This is a genomic window from Psychrobacillus insolitus (genome assembly GCF_003254155.1).
Classification (GTDB): domain Bacteria; phylum Bacillota; class Bacilli; order Bacillales_A; family Planococcaceae; genus Psychrobacillus; species Psychrobacillus insolitus.
The window spans coordinates 97,309-124,290 of record NZ_QKZI01000008.1; the positions used below are offsets into that span (position 1 = coordinate 97,309).

The following is a 26,982-nucleotide window of genomic DNA, read 5'->3' on the forward strand; positions in this document are numbered from 1 at the left end:
AATGAGAGGTGAATGCGACTGTTTTGTACGATGCAGTCCAATATATATGTATGAATTCCCTGATGTACGAATACCTATTGGAGATGTTGTTGAAAAGTTTACCGATTTTTTAGCTATAAATTTTGAGGCATTCTTTGATTTTATTTTTATAATTGCATCTGGAATGATTAAGGGCCTTGAAGCAGGGCTCCTTGCTATTCCGTGGTGGATATTAATGATTATTATTTTCCTGTTAGGTTGGTATTTTACTAATATGTACGGAGGGCTTCTATTTTCCTTTTTTATATTCCTTATAGGTACTTTTGATTTGTGGCCTGAAACGATGACTACGATTTCGATTGTACTAATCTCCGTTGTTCTCTCTCTAGTTATTGGGATTCCATTAGGTATTTTGTCGGCGTTTAGTAAAACGATGTCATCCATTACGCGACCGATTCTAGATGCGATGCAAACTATGCCAAGTTTTGTTTATTTAATTCCAGTAATTTTCTTCTTTCCTTTAGGGAATGTACCGGCAGTAATTGCTACGATTATTTATGCAGTACCACCAGTAATTCGCTTAACAGAATTGGGAATACGTAATGTAGATGAAGAAGTAGTTGAATCTGCACAATCATTTGGATCTTCCACAACTCAAATGCTCGTGAAAGTTCAATTACCTCAAGCATTACCAACTATTATGGCTGGTATTAACCAAACAACTATGATGGCGCTTGCTATGGCAGTTGTAGGTTCGATGGTTGGTGCGCAAGGTCTCGGAGAACGAGTGCTTTATGCGATTAACCGTATTGATATTTCTCTTGGGTTTGAAGCGGGAATTAGTATTGTTTTTATAGCAATTATTATTGACCGTATTACTGGCGGAATTGCGAAGCGTCTTCAGAAACATAGGAGGAATGCTGCATGACAGTAAAACTAAAAATCGAAAATGTATCTAAAATTTTTGGGCCAAGACCTAAAAAGATTATTCCTATGATTGAAAAAGGCATATCGAAAGAAGAAATTCTTGCTAAGACGGGCCATACAGTAGGTGTATATAACGCTTCGATGGAAATCATGGAAGGTGAAACATTTGTTATTATGGGACTTTCCGGAAGTGGAAAATCTACATTAATACGCTGTTTAAATTTATTGAATCGACCAACATCAGGAGCAATTTATGTAGATGGAGAAAATGTGGCTGGGTATAATAAAACTCAGTTAAAATATTATCGTCAGAAAAAAATTGCGATGGTTTTTCAACATTTTGGCTTATTTAGTCATAGAACAGTGCTGGAGAACATCGAATATGGTCTTGAAGTAAGAGGTATGTCGAAAGTAGAGCGTCAGAAAATTGCACAAAAGCATATCGAAACTGTTGGTTTAAAAGGGTATGAGAACAAATATCCGGATGAATTATCTGGTGGTATGCGTCAACGAGTTGGTATTGCAAGGGCGCTTGCAAATGATCCAGATATTTTACTAATGGATGAGCCTTTTTCTGCACTTGATCCACTTATCCGTAGAGAGATGCAGCTAGAGCTTCTTGATATTCAAAATAGGCTGCAAAAAACAATTATTTTTATCACACATGATGTCAATGAAGCGTTTAAAATTGGCGATCGTGTTGCGGTTATGAAAGACGGAAAAGTAGAGCAAATAGGGACTCCAGAAGAAATTTTGGCTAAGCCAGCAAGTAACTATATTTCTGAATTTATTCGTGATATTGATCGTACGAAAATTCTACAAGCTGAAAACATAATGATGAAGCCATTTGGACTTGTATCATTAAAAGATGGTTTAAACGTTGCAACACAAGTAATGCGTGAGAACGGTATTTCCAGTGCTTTCGTTACAGACCGCAAACGTCAATTGCAAGGTATTGTTACAATTGACCAAGCAATCGAAGGAATTAGACACAAACAAACACTAGAAGAAGTTATGTCTACTGATGTGATAACTGTAGCTCCAGATGAATATGTACAAGATATTATCCCGTACGTACTGGAATCCAAATATCCAATAGTTGTTACCGATGAGGATAAAACAATTAGAGGAATTATTTTAAGAGTGCATGTGCTAGCAAGTATAATTAGTGATAGCACAGAAGAAACAGAACTAGAAACGGAAGTTTAAATAGAACCCCCAAATTTTGGCCAGTAGTTGGCTTTGAATTCGGGGGGTTTATTGTTGTGAATGGACATTTTAGATTAAATGATATAAAAGCTCATATAATAGACTATGAAAGCATCAAAAACAAACTAAAATAGAGATATAAACTAAACGGAAGGTGAGTTAATATGTCTGAAAACCTTGATTTCAAGTCACTTATTCCTTTCATCAGTAAAGAATTTAGGAAATATTTCACTAAAAATATAAAAGCACTGTATCACTATACAAATCTAGAAGGTGCGAAAGGAATCATTAGTAATAAAACCTTTTGGGCATCTCATATAAAATTCATGAATGACTCGAAAGAATATAGTCATGGTCTTGAAGTTTGTGAAACAATCGTACAAAAGTTAATTCAAGAGCTTCCTATCGGAAATTTAAAACGTACCTATTTAGAAGAAGTATTTACTATTTTAGAAGATCAAGACACAGACATATTTGTTGTGTCCTTTTGTGAAAGTGAAGATTTACTGAGTCAATGGAGAGGGTATAGTCGTAGTCCACATGGAATTTCTATAGGATTTGACTTTGCAGCCTTATTTGATGTCTCTTTTCATTTGAGTGAGGAAAACTTTTTCCCTCGAAAAGTAATATATGATCAAAAACTACAAGAACGAATCATACGTCGAATTATTAATGTCGCATTGAATAGTGTGGAACTGAGCGGAATACACCCCGACTATCCGCCAAAAGAGGTAGCTCGGACAATCGGTTATTTCTTACCACTCTTCAAACATTCTTCATTCTCAGAAGAAAAAGAGTGGCGAATTATTGTAACGAATTCCAAAAGTATGCCGTATCAGCATGAACTGAAATTCCGTGCGCGTAACAATATCATTTTGCCGTATATTGAGTTATTGACACACAATAAACTGCCACAAAATGATAATCAACTACCTATCAATCAACTCGTAATTGGACCTTCTGGAACAAACGAATTTACCGCGAGAAGCATCAATTATTATTTGAAGAATGTAGGATACCCAAACGTCCCCATTAAACTTTCTCGTATTCCCTATCGCTGACAAATCAATACAAAAAGAGTGCCTGTTATTTCAACAGGCACTCTATTACTATTGTGCTTTTAAGCCACTCGTATAAAGTGAATCCTGCAAATACTGAACTTCTACTTGTATCTTCGAAAAATTAATGATCTCAGGAACATCTTTTTTAGAAAATGTAATTTCTTGTTCTGCTGCTTTTGCTAACGTTTCGAACACAAGTAACATTTGCGAAAGGTCGCGATCATTTAGTACTGGACGGTCTTTGTAATTGGCAGAGGAGTCAAGCAAATGACCAAGCTGCTCAATGGAACGGATCACAGGAAATAGCCTATTTAGTCGAGTTTTATCTCTAGGGATTTCTCCTAAAGCTGTCGTGTAAACAAGCTTCAAATTTGTAAGGTTCGTTTGCATTTTGCTTAGTTCCCTAGAATGCTGGGGCTTTACTAGGCCGGTCTCTTTTGAAAATAAAGTAACTAAAAATTGTTGCTGGCTTCGAATTGTTTTGGCCATCATATGAGAAAGCAAGTTTGCTGCGCTTTTATGATTCATAATAAACGTCCCAATCAACCCAATAGCACATCCAATAAGCACGTCAGTTACACGAGCAGAGCTAAAGTATGAAATATCATGAATTTGCGTCGTACTTTCTGCAAGTAACAATGCATTTGGCGTAATGAACAAAGCTGCGATTCCGTAATTCAAAACAATTGCGAGTTCGGTCAAAAAGGTTAGAAGGAAAATGGCAATTGCAATGAGATAGCCGTCCGGGTGAAAGTAAAGAATAGCACTAGCGATAAAAATTCCAATGATTGTCCCAAGTGATCGCTGAATTGCTCGGTGAAATGTCCCCATAATAGTCGCTCCAGACAAGACGGCAGCACACGATAAAGTTACCCAATATGAACGATCAAAATTAAAGGATTGAGCGATAAGTGCGGCTACCAAAAGTACAGATCCATATCGCAGAGCATTTAGAAAGACAACTGAATTTTTATCAAAAGATCCTCCTAGTACGATTCGGAGAGATGGCTTCGAAATATGCATTACTCGGTGAGTCTCAGATGAAGAGCCATTTAGAATGGCAATAGCTTCATTAACCAAGAAATGTATTTCTGCTTGTTCATTGTTAGGAACTTCAAGAGCATCCATTTTTTTAGACTCATTCACTTCAAACGAGGCTGAAATAGATCGAATCGTTGCTCTAAGTTCAGCAGGCACTTCACCCTCAAGCTCATCAATATTTTCAAGGATATTCAAGAAAATTACATTTGCTTGTTGATTTAACAAAACGAGTCGTTTAAATGTCTCCGAAACACGCCAAGGGACGTACCCGGACGATAGAATTTCATCGGCGGCTTTCAAAGAAGTAACGATGTTCCGTTTCGAACGATCAATACGCTTCGTTCCAATGGAGTCCATAAATATGGCAAGATCTACGTACACTTTTTTCACAGCAATTTGTTCAGGACCATGTGGACTGTGAAACCAGCCAATCATCCCAACACACCAAGAAAATGCACCTCCCAAAAATACGAGGCCCGCGCGAAGTGGAGCTAATGATGGATCTTCTGGCATACTAGTTGCCATTAGAAAGGTTAAAACAAAGAATATTGCCGCTGGACCGGTGACTCGTAAAGCTCCAAAAAGAAACGTCACAATTGCTCCAATAATCGCTACTACAAACGCGGATACAAAAGGATAAGGGGCAAATAGGGTTCCTAGTGCCATAACAATGGATAATCCTATTGATGCAAAAAATAATTTTTTAGCCCGAAAAGCATACGGAATGTTGAAGACATACAAGTATGTAAGTCCTCCGAGACCTGCGATAAGGCCATATTGTAAGCTACCTAACAAATAGCCGATTAAAACCGGTAAGCCTGCGCATACACCAGCGCTAAAAGCTTTCAACCAAGGAAGGGGGTTTTTGTTCACGGTAAAAGCTTGTTTGATGGTTAATAAAAGTGTGGAAAAAATAGATTCAGAAGTTTTATTATTCAAGTGGATTCCCCCTTTTTCAAAAAATAATAAAGCATAAAAATTTTACTGGGTAATTGTCTATAAAAAGTAGCCTTAATCCTGCACAAAGCTCGTCGCCCTAAGCTTTTTTCGTTATCCGTATTATACTGCTGAAATAGTAGGATAACAAAAGAATAAGATTTGTAAGCATTCGTAGCTAATTAATGCGTAATAAAAGTAATAAACAAGATGACATGAAAATGGTATGCTTTCTAATAATAGTCATATGGTGGAGGGTGAAATTATGTCAATTGTTCAAACACATAACTTAACAAAAAAGTTTGGGAAATTCACTGCACTAGATCAAGTGAATCTCCATGTAGATGAAGGGGAAGTATATGGTTTTATCGGGCCAAATGGGTCAGGAAAATCTACCATGATTCGTTTATTGCTAGGAATGATTAAAGCGACAAAAGGGGAAGCGACTATTTTTGGAATGGATGCATGGAAAGATGCTGTTGATATTCATAAACGGATTGCATATGTACCAGGAGATGTAAACCTGTGGCCTAACTTAACGGGCGGAGAAGTCATTGACCTATTTATGAAATTACGCGGAGCAGGAAATAAAAACCGAAGAGAAGAAATGATAGAAAAGTTTAAATTGGACCCAAGCAAAAAATGCAGAAATTATTCAAAGGGGAATCGACAAAAGGTAGCGTTAGTAGCGGCTTTTGCATCCGATGCGGATTTGTACATTTTAGATGAACCAACATCTGGTTTGGATCCACTGATGGAGAGAGTATTTCAAGAATGTGTATTAGATGCAAAAAAAGATGGGAAAAGCATTCTACTTTCCAGTCACATTTTATCGGAAGTAGAAAAACTTTGTGATCGAGTAGGGATCATTAGCGAAGGGAAAATGATTGAAACTGGTACGCTCAGTGAGTTAAGGCATTTAACTCGTACAAACTTACTTGTTGAAACGAAACTGAAGGTGATTGGTTTACAGGAACTAAGAGGTATTTCTTCTATTAAAGAAACAGGTCAAGTACTTTCGTTCCAAGTAGATGCAGAAGAACTGGATATGGTGATCAAATACGTTAGTCAGTTTGGCATAGTAAGACTTGAAAGTGCACCACCAACTCTAGAAGATTTATTTATAAGTCACTATGAGGTGAAACCTAATGTTAAAACAGTCATTTAAACAGACAGGGATTCTCGTGCGATTTATAGTGCGTCAAGATCGTGTTCGGATTCCAATTTGGATTATCTCCCTATTATTAATTACGTTCAGTACAGCAATTTCCTTTTCTGGTTTATACGAAAATCAACAAGAAAGACAAGCAATAGCGCAAACGATGTTAAATCCAGTAATGACAGCTATGGTAGGACCTAGTGAAGGTTTAGATAACTATACGAATGGAGCAATGCTAGCACACCAAATGCTACTATTCACTGCTATAGCTGTTGCGATCATGAATATTTTACTTGTAGCAAAACATACTCGTATGGAGGAAGAGGATGGACAGGTTGAACTAATTCAGGCCTTTCCTGTTGGACGTTTGTCGAATTTAAGTGCAACTGTTTTAGTTGTTTGTGGGACGAATGTGTTATTAGCATTCATAATTGGTTTTGGGCTGGCTGCCTTACGGATTGAAAGCTTGGGTTTAGAAGGATCTTTGTTATACGGAGCAGCTTTAGGAATAACCGGAATTTTCTTCGTGGGGATAACCGCTATATTTGCACAGCTTTCGGAGAGTTCTCGCGGAACGATAGGGTTCAGCTTCGCAGTGTTGATACTTGCCTACTTAATCCGAGCAATTGGAGACATTGGCAATGAAACACTTTCTTGGTTTTCTCCTTTAGGAATTGTACTCAGTGCCGAAGTGTATGTCTATAACTATTGGACTCCCATTTTATTAGTAGGATTATTAGCATTGCTTTTATTGGTGATTGCATTCTTCCTAAATTCTATTCGTGATTTAGGTGCAGGATTTTTATCATCAAAGCCTGGCAAAATACATGCATCTCTTTTTTTACAAGGTCCAATTAGTCTAGCACTAAGAGTTCAGCGTACAGGATTAATCGCTTGGGCAATCGGAATACTCGTATTGGGTGCTTCCTATGGATCTGTTTTAGGTGATTTAGAATCGTTTTTTAAAGATGTAGATATGATGGATGCTCTATTGACACAAGTGGATGGATTTTCATTGATAGAACAATTTATTCCGATGTTAATGATGGTATTGGCAATGTTTTGTACAGTTCCTGCCCTCCTAATAGTCTTCAAGTTAAAGGGTGAAGAGAAAAAGGGACATACCGAAAGTTTACTCACCCGTGCAGTATCTCGAACGAGTGTTATGGGAAGTTATGTAATCATTTCGATCGTTACGAGTGTTGTAATGTTGCTATTAGCGGTAGTAGGTTTGTGGTCTGCAAGTGTAGCTGTGATGGACGAGGCAATTCCGGTTCGTACATTGCTTGAAGCGGCACTAGTATATCTACCTGCGATGTGGACGATGATTGGTGTTGCGGTATTGTTAACGGGGTTCCTTCCGCAATTCACAGGGGTTACTTGGCTGTATTATGTGTATTCATTTATAGTTGTGTATTTAGGTGCTTTACTTCAATTACCGGACTGGATGGGGAAACTCACACCATTTGGACATATTCCACAGCTTCCGGTAGAAGAAATGGACTTTATGACGTTATCCGTAATAGTTATTATTGCGATTACCCTAATTATTTTAGGATTTGTCACTTATAATAGACGAGATATTTTGGGATAATGGTTTGTGCAATTTGAAACTTTTTTTTTATGGAATTGATCATAGAGTATGATGATTTTTTTGATAGATACACAAACGAACCTACCAAAAAAAGTGCGAAACTTCAAAATGTGCAAAAGTCAGATACGACATATTTTAAAATAAGCACAAAAACAGGAGAAAAGTCTCTTTTTGCACTTAATTTCGGATAAGTCGTATATTGATTTTGCTCTATTTTAGAAATCATGCATAATAAATTCAGTAGAAATATTAATTATGTAGTAATTGTAGGTGTCTAATTTATCTTATAGATAAAAGAATAAGGGAGAGGATTTTATCTCAGCAAATATGGAAACTCAAATTATAGATGATATGATGTATCAAATCGTTACGAAGAAGATTAATTATGGAGAGAAACTGCCTTCTGAACATGAACTTGCAAGCGAATACAAAGTGCCAAGAATGACCGTCAGAAATGCATTGACGAAATTAGAAGAGCGGGGATATATCTATTCTAAGCAAGGGAAAGGTAGATATTTAAAAGAAAAATCTATTCCCATTCAATTGCATCTAACTGGAAAAACAAGTTTTACAGATAAAATGGAAAAAGCAGGGCATGAGCTAAAAACAGAAAATGTTGTATGTGAAAAAATCAAATATAGTGAACAAATTTATGCAAGTTTGAACGCTGAAGCTTGTGAAGATGTTTTTAAAATAGGAAGACTGAGATACATAAATGGTGAACCAATCGCCATTCACGCATCCTTTGTTAGTAGCAAGATGTTTCCAGGAATCCAACAAGACGGACCAAAAATTCAGTCTATGTTTGCATACTATCGTAGCCTTGGCCATAAGAAATTTACAAGTAAAAAAAGTATGCTCAGTATTACGTTCCCTACTTCTGAAGAGCAACAATTATTGTCTTGTAAAAGCATGGTGCCACTTATTATTGTGGAGAGTGATTGTATAGATGTGAACACGAATAAAGTACTAGAGCATACAAAAATATTGTATCGTAGTGATCGGTTTAAATACGATATCACGATGGAGTAAATATATCGAACAGCCAAAGGACAATTATGTTCTTTGGCTTTTTTAATGCGTGAAAACCCATTATTTCACTATAAATACCGGCATCAACTGGAAAAATAATCCCAAGGGAGACAATATGCCTCCGAAAGCGATAATCCCATAGTCAACGCAACAAAAACACAGCTGAACCCGACAATCTAGCCCCCCGGTCATCCGTTTTCATTTCCGAACTATTAATAAAATTTACAAACATTTACGATACCTTAAAACACGGTCACTTGGCGACAAGTTAAGATGAAATTGCAGAGGAGGATTCAACCCTATGAAAAGAAGACAAAGAACTGAGATTCTCATTCAAGGTGATAGCCAGTTGGCTCAGCAGTTTGCAGAATCCATTATGGAAACGTATGAATGCCGTGAAATTTTGGCTCCGCAATATGGATTAACAATGATTAAGATGCGAGAAACGGCAAAAAACTCCCTATTTTATATAGGAGAAGTCCTTATAACAGAAGCAAAAGTAGAGATAAATAATCGCATCGGTATAGGAATTGTAGTCGGCATGAAAGACGAGCTTGCAAAACATTTAGCAATTATCGATGCAGCATATAAAGCAGACTTGCCAGAGACAACAACTTGGGAAGTGCAACTAATAAAAGCAGAAAAACAAATTACAAAAGAGCTTGCGAAAAAACAAGCAGAACTATTTGAGACAAAAGTTAGCTTTGAAACGATGGAAGTTTGACTAGTATTTAAGTGGCTGAGGAACGCCGGTTGAATATTAGTCAAAATCTAGACACAAATTCTAAATGAGTAGGAGAGATAGTATGGCGATAGATCTAGTACATGATTTGCAGCAAGTTTACAGAAAAGTATTACACAGTATGTCACGTCCCGGAACGATTTCTTCCTTATCTGACTTAGCGGAGCGAGTGGATATGAATCTCCCCTGCTATGACGCTACCGTGTTAAGTGCCATGACATTTTTAGATGCAGAAGTAACATTCCACATCCTTTCGGAAGACAAAAAGGATTTGATAGAGAAAATTTCAGAATATACAGCAGCAAAATTCGCGCCGATTAACGAAGCAGACTTTGTCATTGTGTTGCGTGAAGATTCGGAAATGGCTATCAAAAGTGCTATACAGAAATGTAAAAATGGGACACTTATTGATCCACAGCTGTCATCAACATGGATTGTAGAAAGTACTCCATTAAACAATACAGGTGAGTGCCTACTGTCTGGTCCAGGAATTCAGTATACATCTCAAGTAAATACGAGCTTTAACGCATCCATGTGGCTAGAGAGAAATGAACGTACAAAGGAATATCCGCTAGGACTTGACTTGATATTCACAGATGCAAATGCACAAATCGTGTGCATTCCTCGCACAACTTCAGTAAGCATGACGGAGGTGAGATAAATGGGATACGTTCCAGTAAAAGGCGGTACACAAGCAATTGACGCATCTATAAAGCGATTAAAGTATGAACGTTTAAAAGGCCAAGAAGTAATCGAGATTAACACGATCATGTCAACAATGCGAGCGATGGTGGATCAAGTAATGTCCGAAAGTAGCTTGTATTCCCCTTACTTGGCAGCACTAGCCATTAAACAAGCGGAAGGAAGTATGGAGGAAGCTGTGTTCCTAATGCGTGCACATCGTTCTACATTGCCAAGACCTTATTATAGTCAAACGGTTGAACCAGAGAAAATGTTCGTGGAACGCCGAATTTCGGCAAGTTTCAAGGATATTCCAGGTGGTCAATTATTAGGCGCTACATATGATTACACACATCGATTACTCGATTTTAATTTAATTGAAGAAAATCCTGTAGAAAACATGCAATGGTTACAGAGTTATAAGGAAGCACTAAACCAAGTAGCGTCACTAGATAAAGTAATCTATTTCCCTAAAGTAGTAGATTACTTACGTGAAGAAGGACTATTTGAAACACACGAAGCAGACAATACACCACCAATAGATATCACGAAGCAAAGTTTGCAATTCCCATCAACTCGTAGTGAAAGACTTCAGGTGCTGACGCGTGGTCAAACGGGAGCTGTTACATCACTGGGGTATGCGTCACTGCGAGGATATGGGCAAGTCCATCCAAACGTTGGAGAGGTGCGCGTAGGAGCAGTTCCTATTTATGTGCAACATCCAAATGAAACAGAGCAGAACGAAGAAGATGAGTTCTACATCGGAGAAATCACAGTAACAGAAGTAGAATCATTTGTTCCAAACAATGTCAAAAATGAAAATAACGAGTATGAATTAGAACTTGAAATTGGATACGGCATTTGTTACGGACAAAACGAAACGAAAGCAATTGCGATGAGTATTTTAGATCAATGTTTGGAGCATCAGGAATCAGATTTCCCAACACATGATGAAGAATTTGTTTTACTTCATATTGACTCAGTAGAATCAACTGGATTTATTTCTCACTTGAAATTACCGCATTATGTTACGTTCCAATCAAAACTGGACAGCATCCGTCAGGTGAAGAAAGGGGGACAAAAAGTTGAAAACTAACACACATTTTGCCTTTTTCGATGAAGGTTCAAAAAAAGAAATTCGTCGTGCCATCATGAAAGCAGTGGCAATTCCAGGTTATCAAGTACCGTTTGCATCACGTGAAATGCCTATAGCACGCGGTTGGGGAACGGGCGGATTACAAATCACACTATCTATCATTGGTAAGTCAGATGTACTGAAAGTAATTGACCAAGGTGCAGATGAGTCAGTAAATGCGGTCAGTATAAAAAAACTCGTTCACGAAACTACTGGTGTTGAGCTTACGGAACAAACGGCAGAAGCGAGCATCATTCAATCAAGGCACCGTATTCCAGAAGTACCTTTAACGAAAGATCAAATTATCGTTCTGCAAGTTCCAATGCCTGAACCACTCCGTAAAGTAGAAGCAAGAGAATATATGACGAAAAGAATGCACTCCGAAGATGATTATAGTGGTGTTTGGCTCATGCTTTTTGAACAAATTATGAAGTACGGAAAGACGGCTACATCGGCCGATCACCCAGTTTATGTGAATGATCGTTATGTCATGGCACCTAGTCCAATTCCTAGATTTGATAATGGCAAGATGCACCAAACAGATGCGTTAATACTACTCGGAGCAGGTAGAGAAAAGAAAATATACGCTGTGCCACCTTATACAAATGTAGAATCCTTAGCTTTTGAAGACTATCCATTTACAGTGGAATCATTTGAAGGTCAGCAATGTCTTTTATGTGGTTCAACAGATGTCTTTTTGGATGAATTAATTGATAAAGAATCTGGGAAAACCATCTATCAATGCAATGACACGAGCTACTGCATGGATCAGTTGAATAAGAAAGAGGAAGCTGAGGTGCAAACTAGCTATGCATGAAGAACCAATACTACAAGTAAGAAACCTACGAAAACAATTCGGAACAGGATGTAAACAATGTTCGGATATTGACAATAGAAATTTGGAAAAAAACTTCTGTAAGCAATGCGGAACTGTTTATGCTTGCCAAGATATTTCATTTGATTTGTATCCTGGAGAAATTTTAGGGATTGTTGGAGAAAGTGGAAGTGGTAAATCTACGATGATGCAATGCTTGTATTTCGATGCAGATGTGTCTTCGGGAGAAGCATATATTAGCGAACCAATACTAGCTGGGAAAAATGTTTTTGAACTGTCCTCTCAACAAAAACGATCTATACGAAATCATGTATACGGCATGGTGTATCAAAACCCAGTGCAAGGGTTGAAGATGAACTTTTCTTCTGTCGGCAATATCGCAGAGAAATTAATCGCAGCAGGCAATCGCAATGTTTCAGAGATGGAAGCGACGAGCAAAAGGTTACTGGAAAGTGTGCATATACCAATACATCGAATGAAAGAAGAACCACGCAATTTTTCTGGTGGGATGCAACAAAGAGTTCAAATTGCGAAGGCATTATCGAATAACCCTCCAATCCTATTTTTGGACGAAGTAACGACTGGACTAGACTTATCTGTGCAAGCAAATGTGCTGGATTTGATCAAAAATATTCAACGTGATTTAGGAATTAGCATGATTGTTGTATCGCATGATTTAGCAGTTATTCGCATGCTTGCTGACCGTACAATTGTCCTATTAAACGGGGAAATCATCGAACAAGGCTTAACAGATCAAGTATTGGAAGACCCACAACATGAGTACACGCAGCAATTAGTTTACTCATTACTATAGGAGGAGCGGTCACTATGTACATTATTCATAACGGGAAGATCATAACAGAAGGCGCAATTATTGCGGGGTTTGCAGTTGTCGTGGAGGGTGAAATTATTCAAGCAATTATCCCACAAGAAGAAGTTTTGGATTTCCCGAATGCAGTGCTAATTGATGCAAGAGGGGGATATATTTCCCCTGGATTCATCGATATCCATTCTGACTATATTGAGACAATTGCTTCTCCAAGACCAACAAGCATGATGGACTTCAATATAAGTTTACGAGAAGCTGAAAAAATATTGATTAGTCACGGGATTACGACGATGTTCCATTCTTTATCATTCTACCGGGAAGATGTGTTTACTCATAAACCGATGAGAAATCCGGAAAATATACAACGTATGGTTGATGCCATTGATGCAACGCACACAGAACTACATTTAATACGTCACCGTATGCATGCACGTTTTGAAATAGACAATGTGGATGAAATAGATACACTAGTAAAAAATATTGAAGATGGCAAAGTACATTTGCTGTCATTTATGGACCACACACCAGGGCAAGGGCAGTATCGAAATCTAGAAGTCTACCGTGAAACATTAAAAGGGTACCGAAATATTTCGGATGATGATGTGAATGTACTAATTGCAGAGCGCCAAAGTACGGAGCTCATAACAATTGAAAAAATAAAGGAAGTTGCAGATTTCGCTATTTCAAAAGGTATCGCAGTCGCATCACATGACGATGATAACATTCAAAAAATTGAGTTAGTAAAATCGTTTGGAACAACTATCAGTGAATTTCCTATCACACTAGAAGTTGCACAAAAAGCGAAGGAAATTGGGTTACACACAATTGCTGGAGCTCCAAATGTCATGCTAGGCGGCTCGCACTCAGGAAATCTATCAGCAGTAGAAGCCATTGCAAACGATTGTGTAGACATCCTCTGCAGTGACTATTACCCAGCTGCACTACTGCATGCCATATTCGATTTGCATGAAAAGTACGACAATGATCTACACAAGATGTTCATGATGGTCACGCTTAATCCTGCTAAAGCAGTACGAATGGACAATGAGTTGGGCTCCATAAAAGTTGGAAAGAAAGCCGATATTTTAGTAATTGAACGTATGGAAGATGGCTACCCGATGTTGACAGCAACTATGGTAAATGGAGCTTTAATAACGACAACCCATTACCGAATCAAATAAGTGCAGGAGGTAGGAAGATGACAATGCTAGAAATAACGGATTTTGGCAAGAGATTTACTATTCATCATTTAGGAAAAACGATGCCTGCAACCGAACATATTAATTTCTCCCTAGAAGCTGGAGAATTCATCGGTATAGTTGGGAAAAGTGGCAGTGGGAAATCGACAATATTGAAAAGTATTTATCGCTCCTATTTACCCGATACAGGAAAGATTTTATACGATTCGGCGCGTTTTGGACTGGTGGATTTGGCAACGATCTCAGAAAGAGAGATGTTGTATTTACGCAAATATGAAATCGGATATGTATCACAATTTTTAAATGTTATGCCAAGAACTACCTGCCGTCAGCTCGTTATTAATGCGTTGCTGGAAATGGGAGAAACAGAAGAAGTAGCACTTATAGAAGCAGAAAAAGCATTGGCACATTTTGAGATGAACCCTAAGCTATGGGATAGTTACCCGAATACATTTTCAGGTGGAGAAAAATTACGCCTGAATATTGCGATGGCAACTGTGAAAAAACCAAGACTTCTATTACTAGATGAACCAACAGCGAGTTTAGATCAGCAATCCAAGGTGAGGGTACGTGAAATGATCGAGAAATTGAAAAACAAAGGCACAACATTAGTTGGTATTTTTCATGATATCGAATTCATGGAAGGCCTTTGTGACAAGGTTTTCGATATGCAAACAAGAGAACTGACTCTAGCGAAAGAAACAGTGACTCATGAAAGCTGATTTACATGTCCATAGTCGTTATTCAGACGGATCAGATTTTGCAGAAGTAGTGATGAAAAAGGCAAGTGAGCATGGAGTAACGCATATCAGCTTTGTCGATCATGATACGGTCAAAGGACTACCTGAAGTTATGAAGCTTGGAGAAGAGTATGGGATAAAGGTCATACCTGGTATTGAAATTTCAGCTTACGATTTTAAAAGAGATCGCAAAGTACATGTACTGGGATACAACTATCAGCCTGAAGCTGTCCATATACAGAAGCTTTGTAAGCCTTTGTTAGAACGACGCCAAAAGCATTCTTTATGGCAAATAGAACAAATAAAGGATGCAGGATATGCGCTAAATATGGAGGCTATAAAAGAAACAGCTATGCCGTCCGAGACCATTTACAAACAACATATCATGCAACATTTAACAGAAGCAGTCTATACATCGTCCGAATATAAGCAGCTATACAAAAGCTTATTTAAAGGAGAAGGAGTTGCTGCAGGTGATGTTGAATACATCGACGCATTTGATGCAGTTCAAGCAATTCTGGGAGATGGTGGCATAGCTGTTGTGGCGCATCCTGGTCAGTTGAATTCCTATGACCTTATTCCAGAACTTGTCGAGATTGGTTTAAATGGAATTGAACGGAATCATTTTGATCATACAAGTGAAGATTTCTTGAGGATAGAAGCATTAGCTGAAAAATATGACTTAATCATGACCGGGGGAACAGACTATCACGGGTTGTACGGAGCAGCTATTGAAGTTGGAGATATTGTATGTCCTTCATTTGTAAAGATGTAAACGAAGAGTAATAGTTTTTGAAGATACTGTAAATTTACACAAATGGAAAATAATTTATGTTTCAATATAAAGGTATGACTTTGCAATTCCATCTTATTTAGCGAAAAGGAGAATTATTAATGAAGAAAAAATGGTCTATTACCACGATGTTTTTAGGAGCAGCACTACTACTAGCAGGATGTTCAGAAGGTGAAGCAGGTGCATCGGAATCAGAAGTGGATGATGTGATTAAAATTGCTTGGTATCCAAACGAATCTGGTTCAGACATGAAATCTTCACGTGATGAGATTGGGAAAGTAATTGAAGATGCTACAGGTAAAACAGTAGAACATCAATTAACAACTGACTATGCAATTGCTATTGAAACATTGGTTAATAATAATGCAGATATTGCATTCATGGGAGCACAAGGTTATATCGAAGCTAAAAATGGAAATGATGCAATTCAACCATTAGTTGTACCAACAGGTGAATCAGGTACATTAGACGACGCGCTATACCATAGTTGGTTAGGTGTAAATGTAGATGCACAAGATGACTTTAAAGTAGACGGAGAGTTTTCGTTAGATACATTAGAACAAAAAAGCATGTCATTCGTATCAAATAGTTCAACATCAGGATTTGTTGTTCCATCATCATCCATTATCGCTCATTACGCAGAAAAACCAGGCTTCGAAGATTTAGTTGCAGAAGATTTGATGGAAGGCGGCCCATTATTCTCTCAAGTATTATTCGGTAACTCGCATCAAGGAGCTGCGGTTAACCTTTTAAGTAACAATTCAGAGGTTGCAGCTTTCTGTGATACATGTGTAGATAACTATGTAGAAGTTACAGAAGGTGAAGCGAACACAGTAGGATCTGTATATACAGTGAAAGACGATGCAGCAGAACCTTTTAACACAGTAACTGGAAAAGAATTTATGTTAATGTCTGTTACACCAGTATTAAATGCTCCATTTGCAGCGAATTTAGAAGCATTAGGACAAGAAGATTATGACACATTAGTAGCATTATTTACTTCAGATGAAATCGCGAACAATGAAAAGATCTTTGTTCCGGAAGATTCAGGTGAGTCAGGATTATTCTTCAGGTCAGCTGATGAAAGATTCGCAAAAGTAGAAGATGCTTGGTTCAATCCAATTCGTGAACTTTCTAAGTAAGAAAGTAAATGTTTGAAAAATTAGAGTGTGCATACGTTTACGTGCATGCTCTAGTTTTATAAATAAGCTAAAAGGGAGCGAATATATATGTCTTTAGTTAGAGTGGAGAATTTGGGGAAGTCATATAACGCACAAACCAAAGTTTTAAAGGATGTTAGCTTTAATGTAGAAGCGGGAGAGTTTGTTTCAATTATAGGACCATCTGGAGCTGGGAAATCTACACTTTTACGTTGTATTAATCGAATGGTCGAAATCGACGAAGGTAACGTGGTTTTTGATGGTCAAGACGTAGGCAGTTTGAACAAAAAAGAACTACGTAAAATGCGTACGAACATTGGTATGATCTTTCAACATTATAATCTCGTGCCACGCTTATCTGTTATTGAAAACGTGCTACATGGTAGATTTGGATATAAAACAACGCTTGAAGGAATCCTAGGGAAATTTACAGAAGATGAAAAAGAACAAGCTTTTTACCTACTGAAAAAATTAGGAATAGAAGACCATGCGTACAAACGATGTGATCAGTTAAGTGGTGGTCAGCAACAACGTGTAGGTATAGCACGCGCGCTCATTCAAGATCCCAAAATTGTCCTTTGTGATGAACCGATTGCTTCCCTTGATCCAAATGCATCAAAAGTAATTATGGACTATTTAAAATCCATTACGATGGAGCTGAATATTACGTGTATCGTCAATCTGCATCAAGTGGAAATTGCACGAGACTATTCCGATCGCATTATTGGTTTAAGTAAAGGCGGTATTGTATTTGATGGTTCGAGTTATAAACTTACTACGGACAGCACGGACTTAATTTACGGAACAACTACACCAAAAGTTCAAAAAAGACAGTTAGTGACTGTGTAAGGGGCAATTATAGTGAATGAAAAAGTAATGCGAAACCAAAGAAAGTGGCAAACGATACTATTTGCTGGGATTATTATCGCCTTGACGTATTTATCATCGGACATAACGGACTTTAACATTGTTCATGGAATTGCGACTTTACCAGATGCTGCTATTTGGATATTCTCCAATTTATTCGTTACGCAGGAAAGCCTTGAAAGATTGCCTAAAATACTTGGGAAATTAGCGGAGACGATTCTAATGTCTATTGCAGCTACTACAACAGGAACGGTTGTTGCTCTCTTTTTAGGATTAATGGGCTCTAAAACAACTGGAACAAGCAATGCTTTGGCTATGTTTGCTCGATTCATTGCATCTGTTGCACGTAATATTCCGGTAGTTGCTTGGGCATTGATATTATTGCTTTCGTTTGGTCAAAACTCTGTAACAGGATACTTAGCGTTATTTGTAGGTTCAGTTGGGTTTTTAACGAGAGCTTTTATCGAGTCTATTGATGAAGCAAGTCAAAGTGCGGTAGAGGCATTGAGAGCTACTGGTGCTACTTACTTTCAAATTGTCTATAAAGCAGTGATTCCCCAATGTTTACCACAGATGATTAGTTGGATTTTGTTTATGATTGAAACAAACATCAGAAGTGCCACACTTGTTGGTATATTAACTGGAACAGGGATTGGCTACTCATTTGACCTCTATTATAAAACCCTTAATTATAATGCAGTAGCACTGGTTACACTTTGTATCGTCCTATCCGTAATTGTTATTGAGTTAATGTCAAATCATATACGGAAGGTGATCCTATAATGGAAGCTATTAGTATATCTCCACATATAAAGCGAAAAGCGAATGGTAAAATTTCAATAAAAACAGGTAACAAATCAGAACGGGTAATGAAATGGACAATTAGTACGCTTACTTTATTAACAATCATGGCATTTCTATTTTTCAACTATGATGGTTTGGATTTAGCAAAAGCTATTCCTGAAACAGCATACAACTTAAAAGTAATGTTCTTAGAACCTGGACTTAGCCATTTCACTTGGGGAGCAGCTTTTTACCAAGTTGGTATTACCCTTGGATTGGCTTTCCTATCCACGATTTTAGGTGCAGTAATTGCATTCTTTTTAGCACTGATGGCAGCGACAAATTTATCTAATAAGTGGATTTCTAAAACAGTGCGCATTTTCGTTGCTATTGTGCGAGCAGTTCCAACTGTATTATGGGTATTGATCTTTGCGATTGCAGCCGGTCTAGGAAGTGAAGCAGCTATTTTAGGAATGCTTTTTCACTCCATTGCTTATTTAGTAAAAGCATTTTCCGAAGCTTTTGAAGAAGTGGACAAAGGGATAATGGAAGCGCTAAAGGCAACAGGTGCTAGCTGGTGGCACATTGTCACTCATGCAGTTGTACCTTCCACTTTCACGTATTTGTTGTCCTGGACGTTTTTACGATTTGAAATCAACTTCTCAGTAGCTGTAGCTATGGGAGCAGCTGCCGGAGCAGGTGGTATTGGATTTGAACTATTCATGGCATCCGGGTTCTACTTTGATATGCGTGAAGTTGGATTAATCACTTATATGATATTATTGTTAGCGATTATTTTAGAATTAATGTCGACGAGATTGAAAAATCGTTATTTCCCAGCTACAGCGAAGTAAATTAAATGTAATTTGCACGGAGCTGCCCCCTTGTTGATCTGAGGGAGGCAGCTTTGTAGCATTAGAAAGCCTTAACGGAAGAAGTCAAATGGTAGTTAGTATCTTTTTGGATACTATAACACCTTAAAGTGCGTACTTATTAAATATCTCTTCTTAAATTATACTGATAGTAAGGATTATAGAGGAGGATGGTAAGAATGAACATGGAAAATATGAAATCGCGTGATATTCAAAAGGTATGGACAGTAAATGAACGAAAAGTGAGTGGTGTTCATAGTGCTGGAGCAGTTCTGGAACCTGGATATTGGGAAGACTATGATCCTTTCTTATTGTTAATGGAAGATAAATTTGAAAAAGGGGCATTTGACGTACATCCTCACCGTGGAATGGAGACGGTGACATTCGTTATAGATGGCGCTATTAACCATTATGATAGCGCATCAGGAGATGGTGGAAAATTACAAGCAGAAGATTTACAATTTATGACTGCTGGCAGAGGGGTCGTTCATAATGAGGCACCTGCTGATGGTGAAAGGGTCCATACTCTTCAACTTTGGGTGAACCTGCCTCGTAAGGATAAAATGACAGCACCCCGTTATCAAAATATGCGTGCCGAAGATATGCCTATTCGTCAGGAGGATGGCGCAATTATTCGTGTTTTTTCCGGTTCATCAGGTGATATTGTGTCGGATACACTGAATTACGTGCCTGTCACGTTTGTAGAAATGGTTATGGAAAGTGGTGCTTCTGTTAGCCAGGACCTTCCTGGAAGTTACAATGGCTTTGTCTTTATATTAGAAGGTAGTGGAACTTTTGGGGAAAACAAAGTTGTAGCTCATAAAGGCCAAGCTTTATGGTTGGGAGCGGCGGATGCAACAAACATGAGTTATATAAATGTTTCTGCGAATGAAAAACTACGCTTAGTACTATTTGCAGGCGAACCTATTATGGAGCCAGTAGTGGCAAGAGGGCCGTTTGTTATGAATACAGAAGAAGAAATTAAACAAGCTTATGCCGATTACAGAAACGGTGTATTTATTACGCAAAATGAGTAAAAAGAGTTGTCTTCATAGCCGTTGAAAAACGACATGGAGACAACTCTTTTATAATTTTAACCTTTAAAACCCATACATAGCTTCTTTTTCTTCTCGAATTTTTGTAAACGTTTCTGTCAACACAACGGTATCTTCAACTAAACGTTCAATTCGGAAGAGCACATCGTCATTTACAATTTCTTTACGAAGGAAATCCTTGTCCTCAATAAATACGTATGTTTGAACAATCTGTGCTTTCATATAAGCTAAAATTGGTTTTAACTGTTGTTCCGCAATCAAGTAGTGCTTCGGAGAGCCAGCTGTTATTAGCATACTCACAATTTTATCGCGAAAAGCATTGACTGGAAGTAAATCAAAGATATTTTTTAATGTGGCTGGAATAGATGCTTGAAAGATCGGTGTTCCGATAATAATAGCATCTGCTTCCATAATCGTTTTTGTTACAAACCCTACATCGCCTTCATATTCCAAATAATTGCGTCCATCACTAAATGGAACGGTATATTCAGCTAAGTCTATTAAGGTTACTTCTACATTTGGATACTTTTCTGTGATTGTTTTACATGTATAGTCCATTGCAGTTCGTGTTTTCGAACCGACGATGGAACTAGATAAACCAACAATTTTCATGTTAGACAACTCCTATTTCTGTGCTGTATATTTTTTAATTGCTGGTAAAATTTCGGTGCCGATTAACTCGATATTTTTCGCTAGGAGTTCAAATGGTACGCCGCCGAAATCCATTTGAGCGATATAGCGCTGATGACCAAATAACTCATGCTGATACAGAATCTTTTCAATTATTTGCTGTGGACTACCAATATTCATCACATTACGTGTATCTGTACCTTGTATAAATTGTTGCTTTGGATAGCCTTGTCCATTTATTAGTTCCAAACCTTTGTTCATATGAGGATAAGACTCTTTTAAGGCTTGTTGGGTTGTTTCAGCTGTGTAGAAAAAGCCTGCTGTTGCAACTGGAAGAGTCGATGAATCAAAACCACTGCGGTCAGCAGCTTCCCGGTAAGCATCAATAGAATATTTAAAGCTAGTAGCTGGACCACCTAAAGCTGCAAGCATCATCGGAACCCCAGCATTACCAGCTTTAATAGCACTTGCAGGCGGCCCTCCTACTGCACGCCAAATCGGCATCGATCCATTTTGTGGACGCGGAATAACGCGAGCATTGTTTAATGGAGCGCGGAACTCGCCACTCCAATTGACAGCTTCCTCTTGACTAATCTTCAATAACAGTTCAAATTTCTCTTCGAATAATTCTTCATAATCACGAACATTGTAGCCTAGTAAATCAAAAAGTCCTATTCGTGAAGCACGTCCAGCAATGATTTCTGCACGCCCTTTAGATATCAAATCAATCGTCGCAAAATCCTCATATACACGAACAGGATCGGATGTACTAACAATAGTAGAAGAGCTTGAAATTTTAATTTTACTAGTTGCCTGAGCAATTGCTGCTAAAACAACAGAATGAGCTTGCGTTGCAAAATATTCCTGATGACTTTCACCTACACTAAAAAAGTCTAAGCCAGCTTGTTCCGCTAATTTAGCTAAATCAATTATTTCATGAATCCGCTGTTTGGCAGAAATCCGTTCTCCTGTATGTGGATTTGGGAGGTGGTCTCCTAGTGTATATAGTCCAAATTCAAGTCCTTTACTTTGATCAATACGGTACTTCTCCATGCTTCATCCAACCTTTCACTTTAATTTCTATAATGCTATTATCTCTCTAAGCAATAAAACAAGTAAGTACGCACTTTGAAGTGTTATAGTATACAAAAAGATACTAAGGGGCGAAAAAAGATGGATAAACAACCTGAACTATGTCGTGTAGATGATGCTTTAAACATATTGGTTGGAAAATGGAAGCCAATTATATTATTAACTTTGTTGCAACAAGGTACTAAAAGATTCAGTGAGTTAAAAAGAAGTGTACCAGGAATTACACAGAAAATGCTAACCAACCAACTGCGTGAGTTAGAGAAAGAGGATATTATTACACGAAAAGTGTACGCACAAGTACCCCCAAAAGTAGAGTATTCAATCACAGAATACGGAAAGAGTTTAGAACCAATACTAGTAGCAATGCATGATTGGGGAACAGCACATAACCTGCATAAGAAGAATATAATAAGTAATTAAGCCAGTAAACGTATGTTTACGGCTTTTTTTTGTTCGATTTGTCTCACATATCCATATTTAGTAATTTTAAGAGTGCTAGAGGAGTTAAGAAAAATATGTTATGCTTAGTATAACTATTTAGCAGTACAACTATACTAAGGAGGTTTTAGAGTGGAAGATACGCTGGGAAAGATAAAACGGTACGTGGGAGAATCTCACTATTTGGATACAGTGCTTATTCTTGCTACACTTGTTCATTTAGAGGGTCATAAAAACTATCCAAGTCTTCAAATGGCAACTATTTTTACCAAGCCAAATCTTAATCACAAAGATATAGCCCAAGCGTTAAAGCAAATTGAACTTCAAGTAACAGAGTTAAAATCTGTATTTAAATATATAACGTTTCCGGAGCGAATTTCTTCGGACGACTTGAAAAACTCAATCTCAATCATGAAAAAAGTAATCCATGAAACAGATGATCGAAATGAGTGGCTAACATCTTTATTATATGAAGAGGGTACAACGTCTTATAAAAATCCAGCTAGCACACCAGCAAACTTAAACCAGCTAGTCATACAGCTACTAAACCCAACCAAAGGAAGCTTTTACGATGGGACTGCGGGTTTTGGTGGAACACTTACTGAATTGAGTGAATATTCAAAAGCAAACAATAACAATATTGATATATATGGGCAAGAGATAAATGATTATAATTGGGCAGTTTCCAAAATCAGTTTATTTTTAAAGGGTATTCAATCAGAACATATCCGAAAAGGGGATAGTTTATCAGATCCGGTCCATCATGCAAATGGGAAATTGAAAACATTCGACTATGCCTTTGTAGATGGCCCATTTGGTTTACCTATTCAAAATTATGAAATGGTCAAAAAAAATCCATTTAACCAATATCACTTAGGAATTCCAACTCGCAAAGCAGGGGATATTGCGTTATTAATGCATCTTATTAGTTCATTAAATTCGAATGGAAAAGGTATCATTACAATGACGGATGGAGCTTTGTTTAGGGGGGGCAATGAAGAAGTAATACGACAAAAAATGTTGGAAGCAGATTATATAGAAGCAATTATTTCATTGCCTACAAAATTGTATACACCAACTGCAGTCCCAATCAATTTAGTTATTATTAATAAAGCCAAAAGTATTTCGAGAAAAGGGAAAATTCTCTTCATCAATGCAGAACATTTATTTGAAGAATTACATAAAGGCAAACGAATTCTTCCGAAAAACCAAGTGGAAAACATCGTAAATGTTTTCAAGAAAGGTAGAGAGCTAGAGGGATTTAGTAAATTCATAGAAATTCCTTCTATTAATGATGCGCTGCTAGTTGCACATAAATATTTGCTTTCCAATAAATTTACTTTGCCTAATTTTGGGGAAGTTGAAATCAATCTCTCTTCCTTAGAAGAATTAGAAACGGCGCCGCTAAGCAAGTGGGCAACCTTTTTCTCGGGCTATAATGTGGTTTCGAAAAATAAAGAAAGTGACAGTGGAAAGTTTCAAGTTATTAAAATTTCAGATGTGCATGATGGAATAATAGATTTCGATTGTGTTGCTCACTACGACATAGATTCGAAGGTTCAAACAGATAAGTATACGCTGCAAAAAAATGACGTTATATTATCCATTCGAGGACAGGCGATAAAAGTTGCAATTATGCCGGGAAAACGGAAAAATGTATTATTATCCCAGAACTTCATTGGTATTCGTTGCCATGGAGAGTTAAACCCCCACTATTTAAAAGCTTATTTAGAAAGTCCGTTAGGCCAGTGCCAACTAATTTCAAAACTCTCTGGTACCACAATATCTACATTGAGTAGGAGGGATGTTGAGTTGCTGAGCATTCCTATGAAACCATTAAAAGAGCAGGAATCCATGATGCAAGTATATATAGAACAAAAAAAGTATATAGAAGATAAAATTAAACGTCATAAACAAGAGATACAATCTAATAAAGAGAAATTGTACATAGAAATGGGTATTGCTAATACGTTTCTCATTACTAAAATAAATAGGGAAAGTTGAAGTTTCTCATATTTTGTGTACTTAGCCGTAATTCACCAACAACATGAAGTCCGCAAACATATCGATGCGGGCTTTTTTGTATTTCTTCCACTTTATTTTCCAATTCGTCACAATCCAGGGGGTATAGTAATACTATACCATTATGAAGTAGCCTAATCCATTTAGGAGTGTGTATATGTATGTCAGTCATTACCGGAAAGCAATATATTGAACGAATTGATCAACTGCAATCAGAAGTATGGGTAGATGGCAAGCGAGTTACGGGTAATATTTCGGAACATCCTGCATTTAAAGGAATCATCAAAAGTCAGGCGGCATTGTACGACTTACAGAACAGAAAAGAACTGAAGGATGTAATGACATATCCATCACCAACAACAGGAAATCTAATAGGTACGTCCTATTTACAGCCAAAAACGAAAGAAGAATTGGTGAAGAGACGTGAAATGGTGCAGCACTGGGCAAGATCAAATAATGGTCTAATGGGAAGAAGTCCAGATTATATGAATACAGTGTTAATGGCATTAGCATCATCCGCTTATTTGTTAAATGGAAATAAAAACTGTTTTCCTGAAAATCTGAGTTCCTTCTATATAATGGTAAGAGAAAATGATCTATCTATGACGCATACATTCATTGAACCCCAAGTGAACCGGACTCAATTGTATATGGAGAATTCAAAGGAACCGATTGCTGCAAAGATAATAGAAAGAACGGAAGAAGGGATCGTTGTAAAAGGTGCCCGTCTACTCGCAACACAAGGCGGAATAACAGATGAGTTATTAGTTATTTCTTCAGGAGGAGTAGCGAAGGAGGGAAATGGATTTGCGTTTTCGATCCCGAGCAATACAAAAGGACTGAAGTTTATATGTAGAGAGTCTTTTGTTGGAGGAGACTCTACATTTAATCATCCCTTGAGTTCAAAGTATGAGGAAATGGATAGCATCGTCGTATTTGATGATGTATTAGTTCCGTGGAAGCGCGTATTTTATTACGATAACGTCTCAGTATCCAACCGATTTATGATGTCGAGCTCGTTCCTCCCTTTTACACAACATCAAGTAGCGTCTAGGCAAATCGTAAAAACTGAATTCATTTTGGGGATTGTTCAATCGATTATTGAAACCATTAACATTGAGGAATATCAACATGTGCAAGAAAAAGCATCAGAAATTATCATTGCTTTGGAAACGATGAAAGCATTGGTGATTAAATCAGAGGTAGAAGCCAAAATTGATAATGGTGGATATATGCAACCGGATAGAAAGACGCTAGAAATCACTATGAATGTATTCCCAAGGGTCTATCCAAGGTTTATAGAAATAATTCAACTCTTAGGTGCCAGTGGATTGATGTCTATCCCAACTGAAAATGCATTCCAATCATCTATTAGGAATGAGCTAGATCATTATTTGCAGTCAAGTAATGACAACGCAGAGGATCGAGTTAGACTTTTTCGTTTAGCTTGGGACTTAACGATGAGTGCATTCGGCACAAGGCAAACATTGTATGAACGTTTTTTCTTCGGTGATCCTGTTAGACTCTCAAGCCAGTTATATTATTCCTACAACAAAGATTCATATGTGCAACGAGTGAAGGACGTATTGTTAGGAAGTCCGCATTAACGCGAGCGGACTTTTTTAAACTGTTAATAAATAATCTATCATGAGAAGGAACATCTTATATAAAAGGTAATCGATTATAATGGTAGATGGTTCATATCTAATTTCACTAAATGTTGTGTAGAATATTAGATGTGAAGTGTTGTTTTAAAAAGTTGAAAAAAACACTTGTTTAAAGATCAAGAAGGTGGTATGATTATCAAGTTGTCATTTTAACCAACAAATTCTTGTGAAAATGAAATAAAGAAGTTGTTGACAACATCGAAAAGATTTGTTATGATATAAAAGTCGTCAAAACGACATGATAACGAAATGAACATTGAAAACTGAACATGCAAAACGTTAAGAAATACAGCTTATTGACTAACTTCGGTTAGCTCGATAGCAAAACATTTTTGACATCATTTAATGATGATGCCAGCAAAACAAAATGAGCTTTTAAACTAGTTCTAATTTGTTGAGTTTTATACTCAACTATTATGGAGAGTTTGATCCTGGCTCAGGACGAACGCTGGCGGCATGCCTAATACATGCAAGTCGAGCGAATGATGAAGAAGCTTGCTTCTT

Annotated in this window: 25 protein-coding genes and 1 rRNA gene; 23 read left to right on the forward strand and 3 right to left on the reverse strand. The window is 37.5% G+C overall.

The genetic code is table 11. The annotated features are described in order from the left end of the window. Window positions 1-46 precede the first annotated feature (46 nt). The 3 genes from C7437_RS14425 to C7437_RS14435 all read left to right on the forward strand — a co-directional run bounded on the left by C7437_RS14425 (window position 47) and on the right by C7437_RS14435 (window position 3,176). Window positions 47-907 carry an ABC transporter permease gene (locus C7437_RS14425; RefSeq protein ID WP_111440600.1) on the forward strand — a complete coding sequence of 287 codons (861 nt, stop codon included), beginning with the start codon at window positions 47-49 and terminating at the stop codon, window positions 905-907. Beyond that, window positions 904-2,115: a quaternary amine ABC transporter ATP-binding protein gene (locus C7437_RS14430; RefSeq protein WP_111440602.1), complete on the forward strand. Its 1,212-nt coding sequence runs from the start codon at window positions 904-906 to the stop codon at window positions 2,113-2,115. The genes C7437_RS14425 and C7437_RS14430 overlap by 4 nt, the downstream gene beginning before the upstream one ends. A 164-nt stretch (window positions 2,116-2,279) precedes the next feature. Next, entirely contained in the window at window positions 2,280-3,176 is an 897-nt protein-coding gene (locus C7437_RS14435) for a DUF2971 domain-containing protein (RefSeq protein WP_111440604.1), read from the forward strand. Window positions 3,177-3,224: 48 nt separating this feature from the next. On the opposite strand, the gene C7437_RS14440 is transcribed toward C7437_RS14435, so the two are convergent. Further along, entirely contained in the window at window positions 3,225-5,156 is a 1,932-nt protein-coding gene (locus C7437_RS14440; RefSeq protein ID WP_245909302.1) for an FUSC family protein, read from the reverse strand. A 262-nt stretch (window positions 5,157-5,418) separates the two neighbouring features. On the opposite strand from C7437_RS14440, the gene C7437_RS14445 reads away from it, so the two are divergent. The 16 genes from C7437_RS14445 (at window position 5,419) to C7437_RS14520 (ending at window position 20,611) form a co-directional block, all read left to right on the forward strand. After that, complete coding sequence (locus C7437_RS14445; RefSeq protein ID WP_111440608.1) at window positions 5,419-6,321, forward strand: ABC transporter ATP-binding protein; 903 nt, start codon at window positions 5,419-5,421, stop codon at window positions 6,319-6,321. Next, complete coding sequence (locus C7437_RS14450) at window positions 6,302-7,906, forward strand: ABC transporter permease (RefSeq protein WP_111440610.1); 1,605 nt, start codon at window positions 6,302-6,304, stop codon at window positions 7,904-7,906. Before C7437_RS14445 ends, C7437_RS14450 begins: the two co-directional genes overlap by 20 nt. Before the next feature lie 327 nt (window positions 7,907-8,233). Then, complete coding sequence (locus tag C7437_RS14455; protein WP_111440612.1) at window positions 8,234-8,938, forward strand: GntR family transcriptional regulator; 705 nt, start codon at window positions 8,234-8,236, stop codon at window positions 8,936-8,938. Between the two features lie 301 nt (window positions 8,939-9,239). Continuing rightward, complete coding sequence (phnG, locus tag C7437_RS14460; RefSeq protein WP_111440614.1) at window positions 9,240-9,662, forward strand: phosphonate C-P lyase system protein PhnG; 423 nt, start codon at window positions 9,240-9,242, stop codon at window positions 9,660-9,662. Between the two features lie 82 nt (window positions 9,663-9,744). Beyond that, entirely contained in the window at window positions 9,745-10,341 is a 597-nt protein-coding gene (gene phnH / locus C7437_RS14465) for a phosphonate C-P lyase system protein PhnH (RefSeq protein ID WP_111440616.1), read from the forward strand. Next, window positions 10,342-11,457, forward strand: coding sequence for a carbon-phosphorus lyase complex subunit PhnI (locus C7437_RS14470; protein ID WP_111440618.1), 1,116 nt, complete (start codon window positions 10,342-10,344; stop codon window positions 11,455-11,457). It begins immediately after the preceding gene. Further along, the gene (locus C7437_RS14475) at window positions 11,447-12,313 is read left to right on the forward strand and encodes an alpha-D-ribose 1-methylphosphonate 5-phosphate C-P-lyase PhnJ (RefSeq protein ID WP_111440620.1); all 867 of its coding nucleotides are present in this window, start codon (window positions 11,447-11,449) and stop codon (window positions 12,311-12,313) included. Before C7437_RS14470 ends, C7437_RS14475 begins: the two co-directional genes overlap by 11 nt. Then, a complete protein-coding gene (locus C7437_RS14480; protein WP_111440622.1) occupies window positions 12,306-13,145 on the forward strand; it encodes an ATP-binding cassette domain-containing protein in 840 nt (279 codons plus the stop codon). Before C7437_RS14475 ends, C7437_RS14480 begins: the two co-directional genes overlap by 8 nt. A 14-nt stretch (window positions 13,146-13,159) precedes the next feature. Next, entirely contained in the window at window positions 13,160-14,341 is a 1,182-nt protein-coding gene (gene phnM / locus C7437_RS14485) for a phosphonate metabolism protein PhnM (RefSeq protein ID WP_111440624.1), read from the forward strand. A 17-nt stretch (window positions 14,342-14,358) separates the two neighbouring features. Continuing rightward, a complete protein-coding gene (gene phnL, locus C7437_RS14490; RefSeq protein WP_111440626.1) occupies window positions 14,359-15,081 on the forward strand; it encodes a phosphonate C-P lyase system protein PhnL in 723 nt (240 codons plus the stop codon). Beyond that, window positions 15,071-15,874 (forward strand): PHP domain-containing protein, encoded by an 804-nt coding sequence (locus C7437_RS14495; protein ID WP_111440628.1) that lies wholly within the window; start codon window positions 15,071-15,073, stop codon window positions 15,872-15,874. Before phnL ends, C7437_RS14495 begins: the two co-directional genes overlap by 11 nt. A gap of 119 nt (window positions 15,875-15,993) precedes the next feature. Next, complete coding sequence (locus C7437_RS14500; protein WP_111440630.1) at window positions 15,994-17,034, forward strand: PhnD/SsuA/transferrin family substrate-binding protein; 1,041 nt, start codon at window positions 15,994-15,996, stop codon at window positions 17,032-17,034. 87 nt (window positions 17,035-17,121) lie between these two features. Continuing rightward, entirely contained in the window at window positions 17,122-17,901 is a 780-nt protein-coding gene (gene phnC, locus C7437_RS14505) for a phosphonate ABC transporter ATP-binding protein (RefSeq protein WP_111440632.1), read from the forward strand. A gap of 12 nt (window positions 17,902-17,913) precedes the next feature. Further along, window positions 17,914-18,702, forward strand: a complete 789-nt coding sequence (gene phnE / locus C7437_RS14510; RefSeq protein WP_111440634.1) for a phosphonate ABC transporter, permease protein PhnE — start codon at window positions 17,914-17,916, stop codon at window positions 18,700-18,702. Further along, entirely contained in the window at window positions 18,702-19,556 is an 855-nt protein-coding gene (locus C7437_RS14515; protein ID WP_111440636.1) for an ABC transporter permease subunit, read from the forward strand. The genes phnE and C7437_RS14515 overlap by 1 nt, the downstream gene beginning before the upstream one ends. A 197-nt stretch (window positions 19,557-19,753) precedes the next feature. Continuing rightward, window positions 19,754-20,611 (forward strand): pirin family protein, encoded by an 858-nt coding sequence (locus C7437_RS14520; protein ID WP_111440638.1) that lies wholly within the window; start codon window positions 19,754-19,756, stop codon window positions 20,609-20,611. A gap of 63 nt (window positions 20,612-20,674) precedes the next feature. Here the strand turns inward: C7437_RS14520 and C7437_RS14525 are convergent, their stop codons facing one another. After that, window positions 20,675-21,241: an NADPH-dependent FMN reductase gene (locus C7437_RS14525; protein WP_111440640.1), complete on the reverse strand. Its 567-nt coding sequence runs from the start codon at window positions 21,239-21,241 to the stop codon at window positions 20,675-20,677. A 12-nt stretch (window positions 21,242-21,253) separates the two neighbouring features. Next, window positions 21,254-22,312, reverse strand: coding sequence for an LLM class flavin-dependent oxidoreductase (locus tag C7437_RS14530; RefSeq protein ID WP_111440642.1), 1,059 nt, complete (start codon window positions 22,310-22,312; stop codon window positions 21,254-21,256). A gap of 120 nt (window positions 22,313-22,432) precedes the next feature. Between C7437_RS14530 and C7437_RS14535 the strand changes: the two genes are divergently transcribed. From C7437_RS14535 to C7437_RS14550, 4 genes are all read left to right on the forward strand, one after another. Then, window positions 22,433-22,771: a winged helix-turn-helix transcriptional regulator gene (locus C7437_RS14535; protein WP_111440644.1), complete on the forward strand. Its 339-nt coding sequence runs from the start codon at window positions 22,433-22,435 to the stop codon at window positions 22,769-22,771. Between the two features lie 150 nt (window positions 22,772-22,921). Beyond that, a complete protein-coding gene (locus tag C7437_RS14540) occupies window positions 22,922-24,793 on the forward strand; it encodes an N-6 DNA methylase (protein ID WP_111440646.1) in 1,872 nt (623 codons plus the stop codon). Window positions 24,794-24,972: 179 nt separating this feature from the next. Further along, window positions 24,973-26,418, forward strand: coding sequence for a 4-hydroxyphenylacetate 3-monooxygenase, oxygenase component (gene hpaB, locus C7437_RS14545; RefSeq protein ID WP_111440648.1), 1,446 nt, complete (start codon window positions 24,973-24,975; stop codon window positions 26,416-26,418). Between the two features lie 473 nt (window positions 26,419-26,891). Continuing rightward, window positions 26,892-26,982: ribosomal RNA gene (locus C7437_RS14550) — 16S ribosomal RNA — on the forward strand; the annotation flags it as partial.

What these genes read in the sequence shown, in the direction of transcription:
- C7437_RS14520 (WP_111440638.1), top strand. Translation starts at nt 19,754, where the DNA reads ATGAACATGGAAAATATGAAATCGCGTGATATTCAAAAGGTATGGACA.
- C7437_RS14495 (WP_111440628.1), top strand. Translation starts at nt 15,071, where the DNA reads ATGAAAGCTGATTTACATGTCCATAGTCGTTATTCAGACGGATCAGAT.
- phnM (WP_111440624.1), top strand. Translation starts at nt 13,160, where the DNA reads ATGTACATTATTCATAACGGGAAGATCATAACAGAAGGCGCAATTATT.
- C7437_RS14425 (WP_111440600.1), top strand. Translation starts at nt 47, where the DNA reads ATGTATGAATTCCCTGATGTACGAATACCTATTGGAGATGTTGTTGAA.
- C7437_RS14430 (WP_111440602.1), top strand. Translation starts at nt 904, where the DNA reads ATGACAGTAAAACTAAAAATCGAAAATGTATCTAAAATTTTTGGGCCA.
- C7437_RS14535 (WP_111440644.1), top strand. Translation starts at nt 22,433, where the DNA reads ATGGATAAACAACCTGAACTATGTCGTGTAGATGATGCTTTAAACATA.
- C7437_RS14525 (WP_111440640.1), bottom strand. Translation starts at nt 21,241, where the DNA reads ATGAAAATTGTTGGTTTATCTAGTTCCATCGTCGGTTCGAAAACACGA.
- hpaB (WP_111440648.1), top strand. Translation starts at nt 24,973, where the DNA reads ATGTCAGTCATTACCGGAAAGCAATATATTGAACGAATTGATCAACTG.
- C7437_RS14445 (WP_111440608.1), top strand. Translation starts at nt 5,419, where the DNA reads ATGTCAATTGTTCAAACACATAACTTAACAAAAAAGTTTGGGAAATTC.
- phnG (WP_111440614.1), top strand. Translation starts at nt 9,240, where the DNA reads ATGAAAAGAAGACAAAGAACTGAGATTCTCATTCAAGGTGATAGCCAG.
- phnL (WP_111440626.1), top strand. Translation starts at nt 14,359, where the DNA reads ATGACAATGCTAGAAATAACGGATTTTGGCAAGAGATTTACTATTCAT.
- C7437_RS14450 (WP_111440610.1), top strand. Translation starts at nt 6,302, where the DNA reads ATGTTAAAACAGTCATTTAAACAGACAGGGATTCTCGTGCGATTTATA.
- C7437_RS14530 (WP_111440642.1), bottom strand. Translation starts at nt 22,312, where the DNA reads ATGGAGAAGTACCGTATTGATCAAAGTAAAGGACTTGAATTTGGACTA.
- C7437_RS14515 (WP_111440636.1), top strand. Translation starts at nt 18,702, where the DNA reads ATGGAAGCTATTAGTATATCTCCACATATAAAGCGAAAAGCGAATGGT.
- C7437_RS14480 (WP_111440622.1), top strand. Translation starts at nt 12,306, where the DNA reads ATGCATGAAGAACCAATACTACAAGTAAGAAACCTACGAAAACAATTC.
- C7437_RS14435 (WP_111440604.1), top strand. Translation starts at nt 2,280, where the DNA reads ATGTCTGAAAACCTTGATTTCAAGTCACTTATTCCTTTCATCAGTAAA.
- C7437_RS14470 (WP_111440618.1), top strand. Translation starts at nt 10,342, where the DNA reads ATGGGATACGTTCCAGTAAAAGGCGGTACACAAGCAATTGACGCATCT.
- phnC (WP_111440632.1), top strand. Translation starts at nt 17,122, where the DNA reads ATGTCTTTAGTTAGAGTGGAGAATTTGGGGAAGTCATATAACGCACAA.
- C7437_RS14455 (WP_111440612.1), top strand. Translation starts at nt 8,234, where the DNA reads ATGGAAACTCAAATTATAGATGATATGATGTATCAAATCGTTACGAAG.
- C7437_RS14500 (WP_111440630.1), top strand. Translation starts at nt 15,994, where the DNA reads ATGAAGAAAAAATGGTCTATTACCACGATGTTTTTAGGAGCAGCACTA.
- phnH (WP_111440616.1), top strand. Translation starts at nt 9,745, where the DNA reads ATGGCGATAGATCTAGTACATGATTTGCAGCAAGTTTACAGAAAAGTA.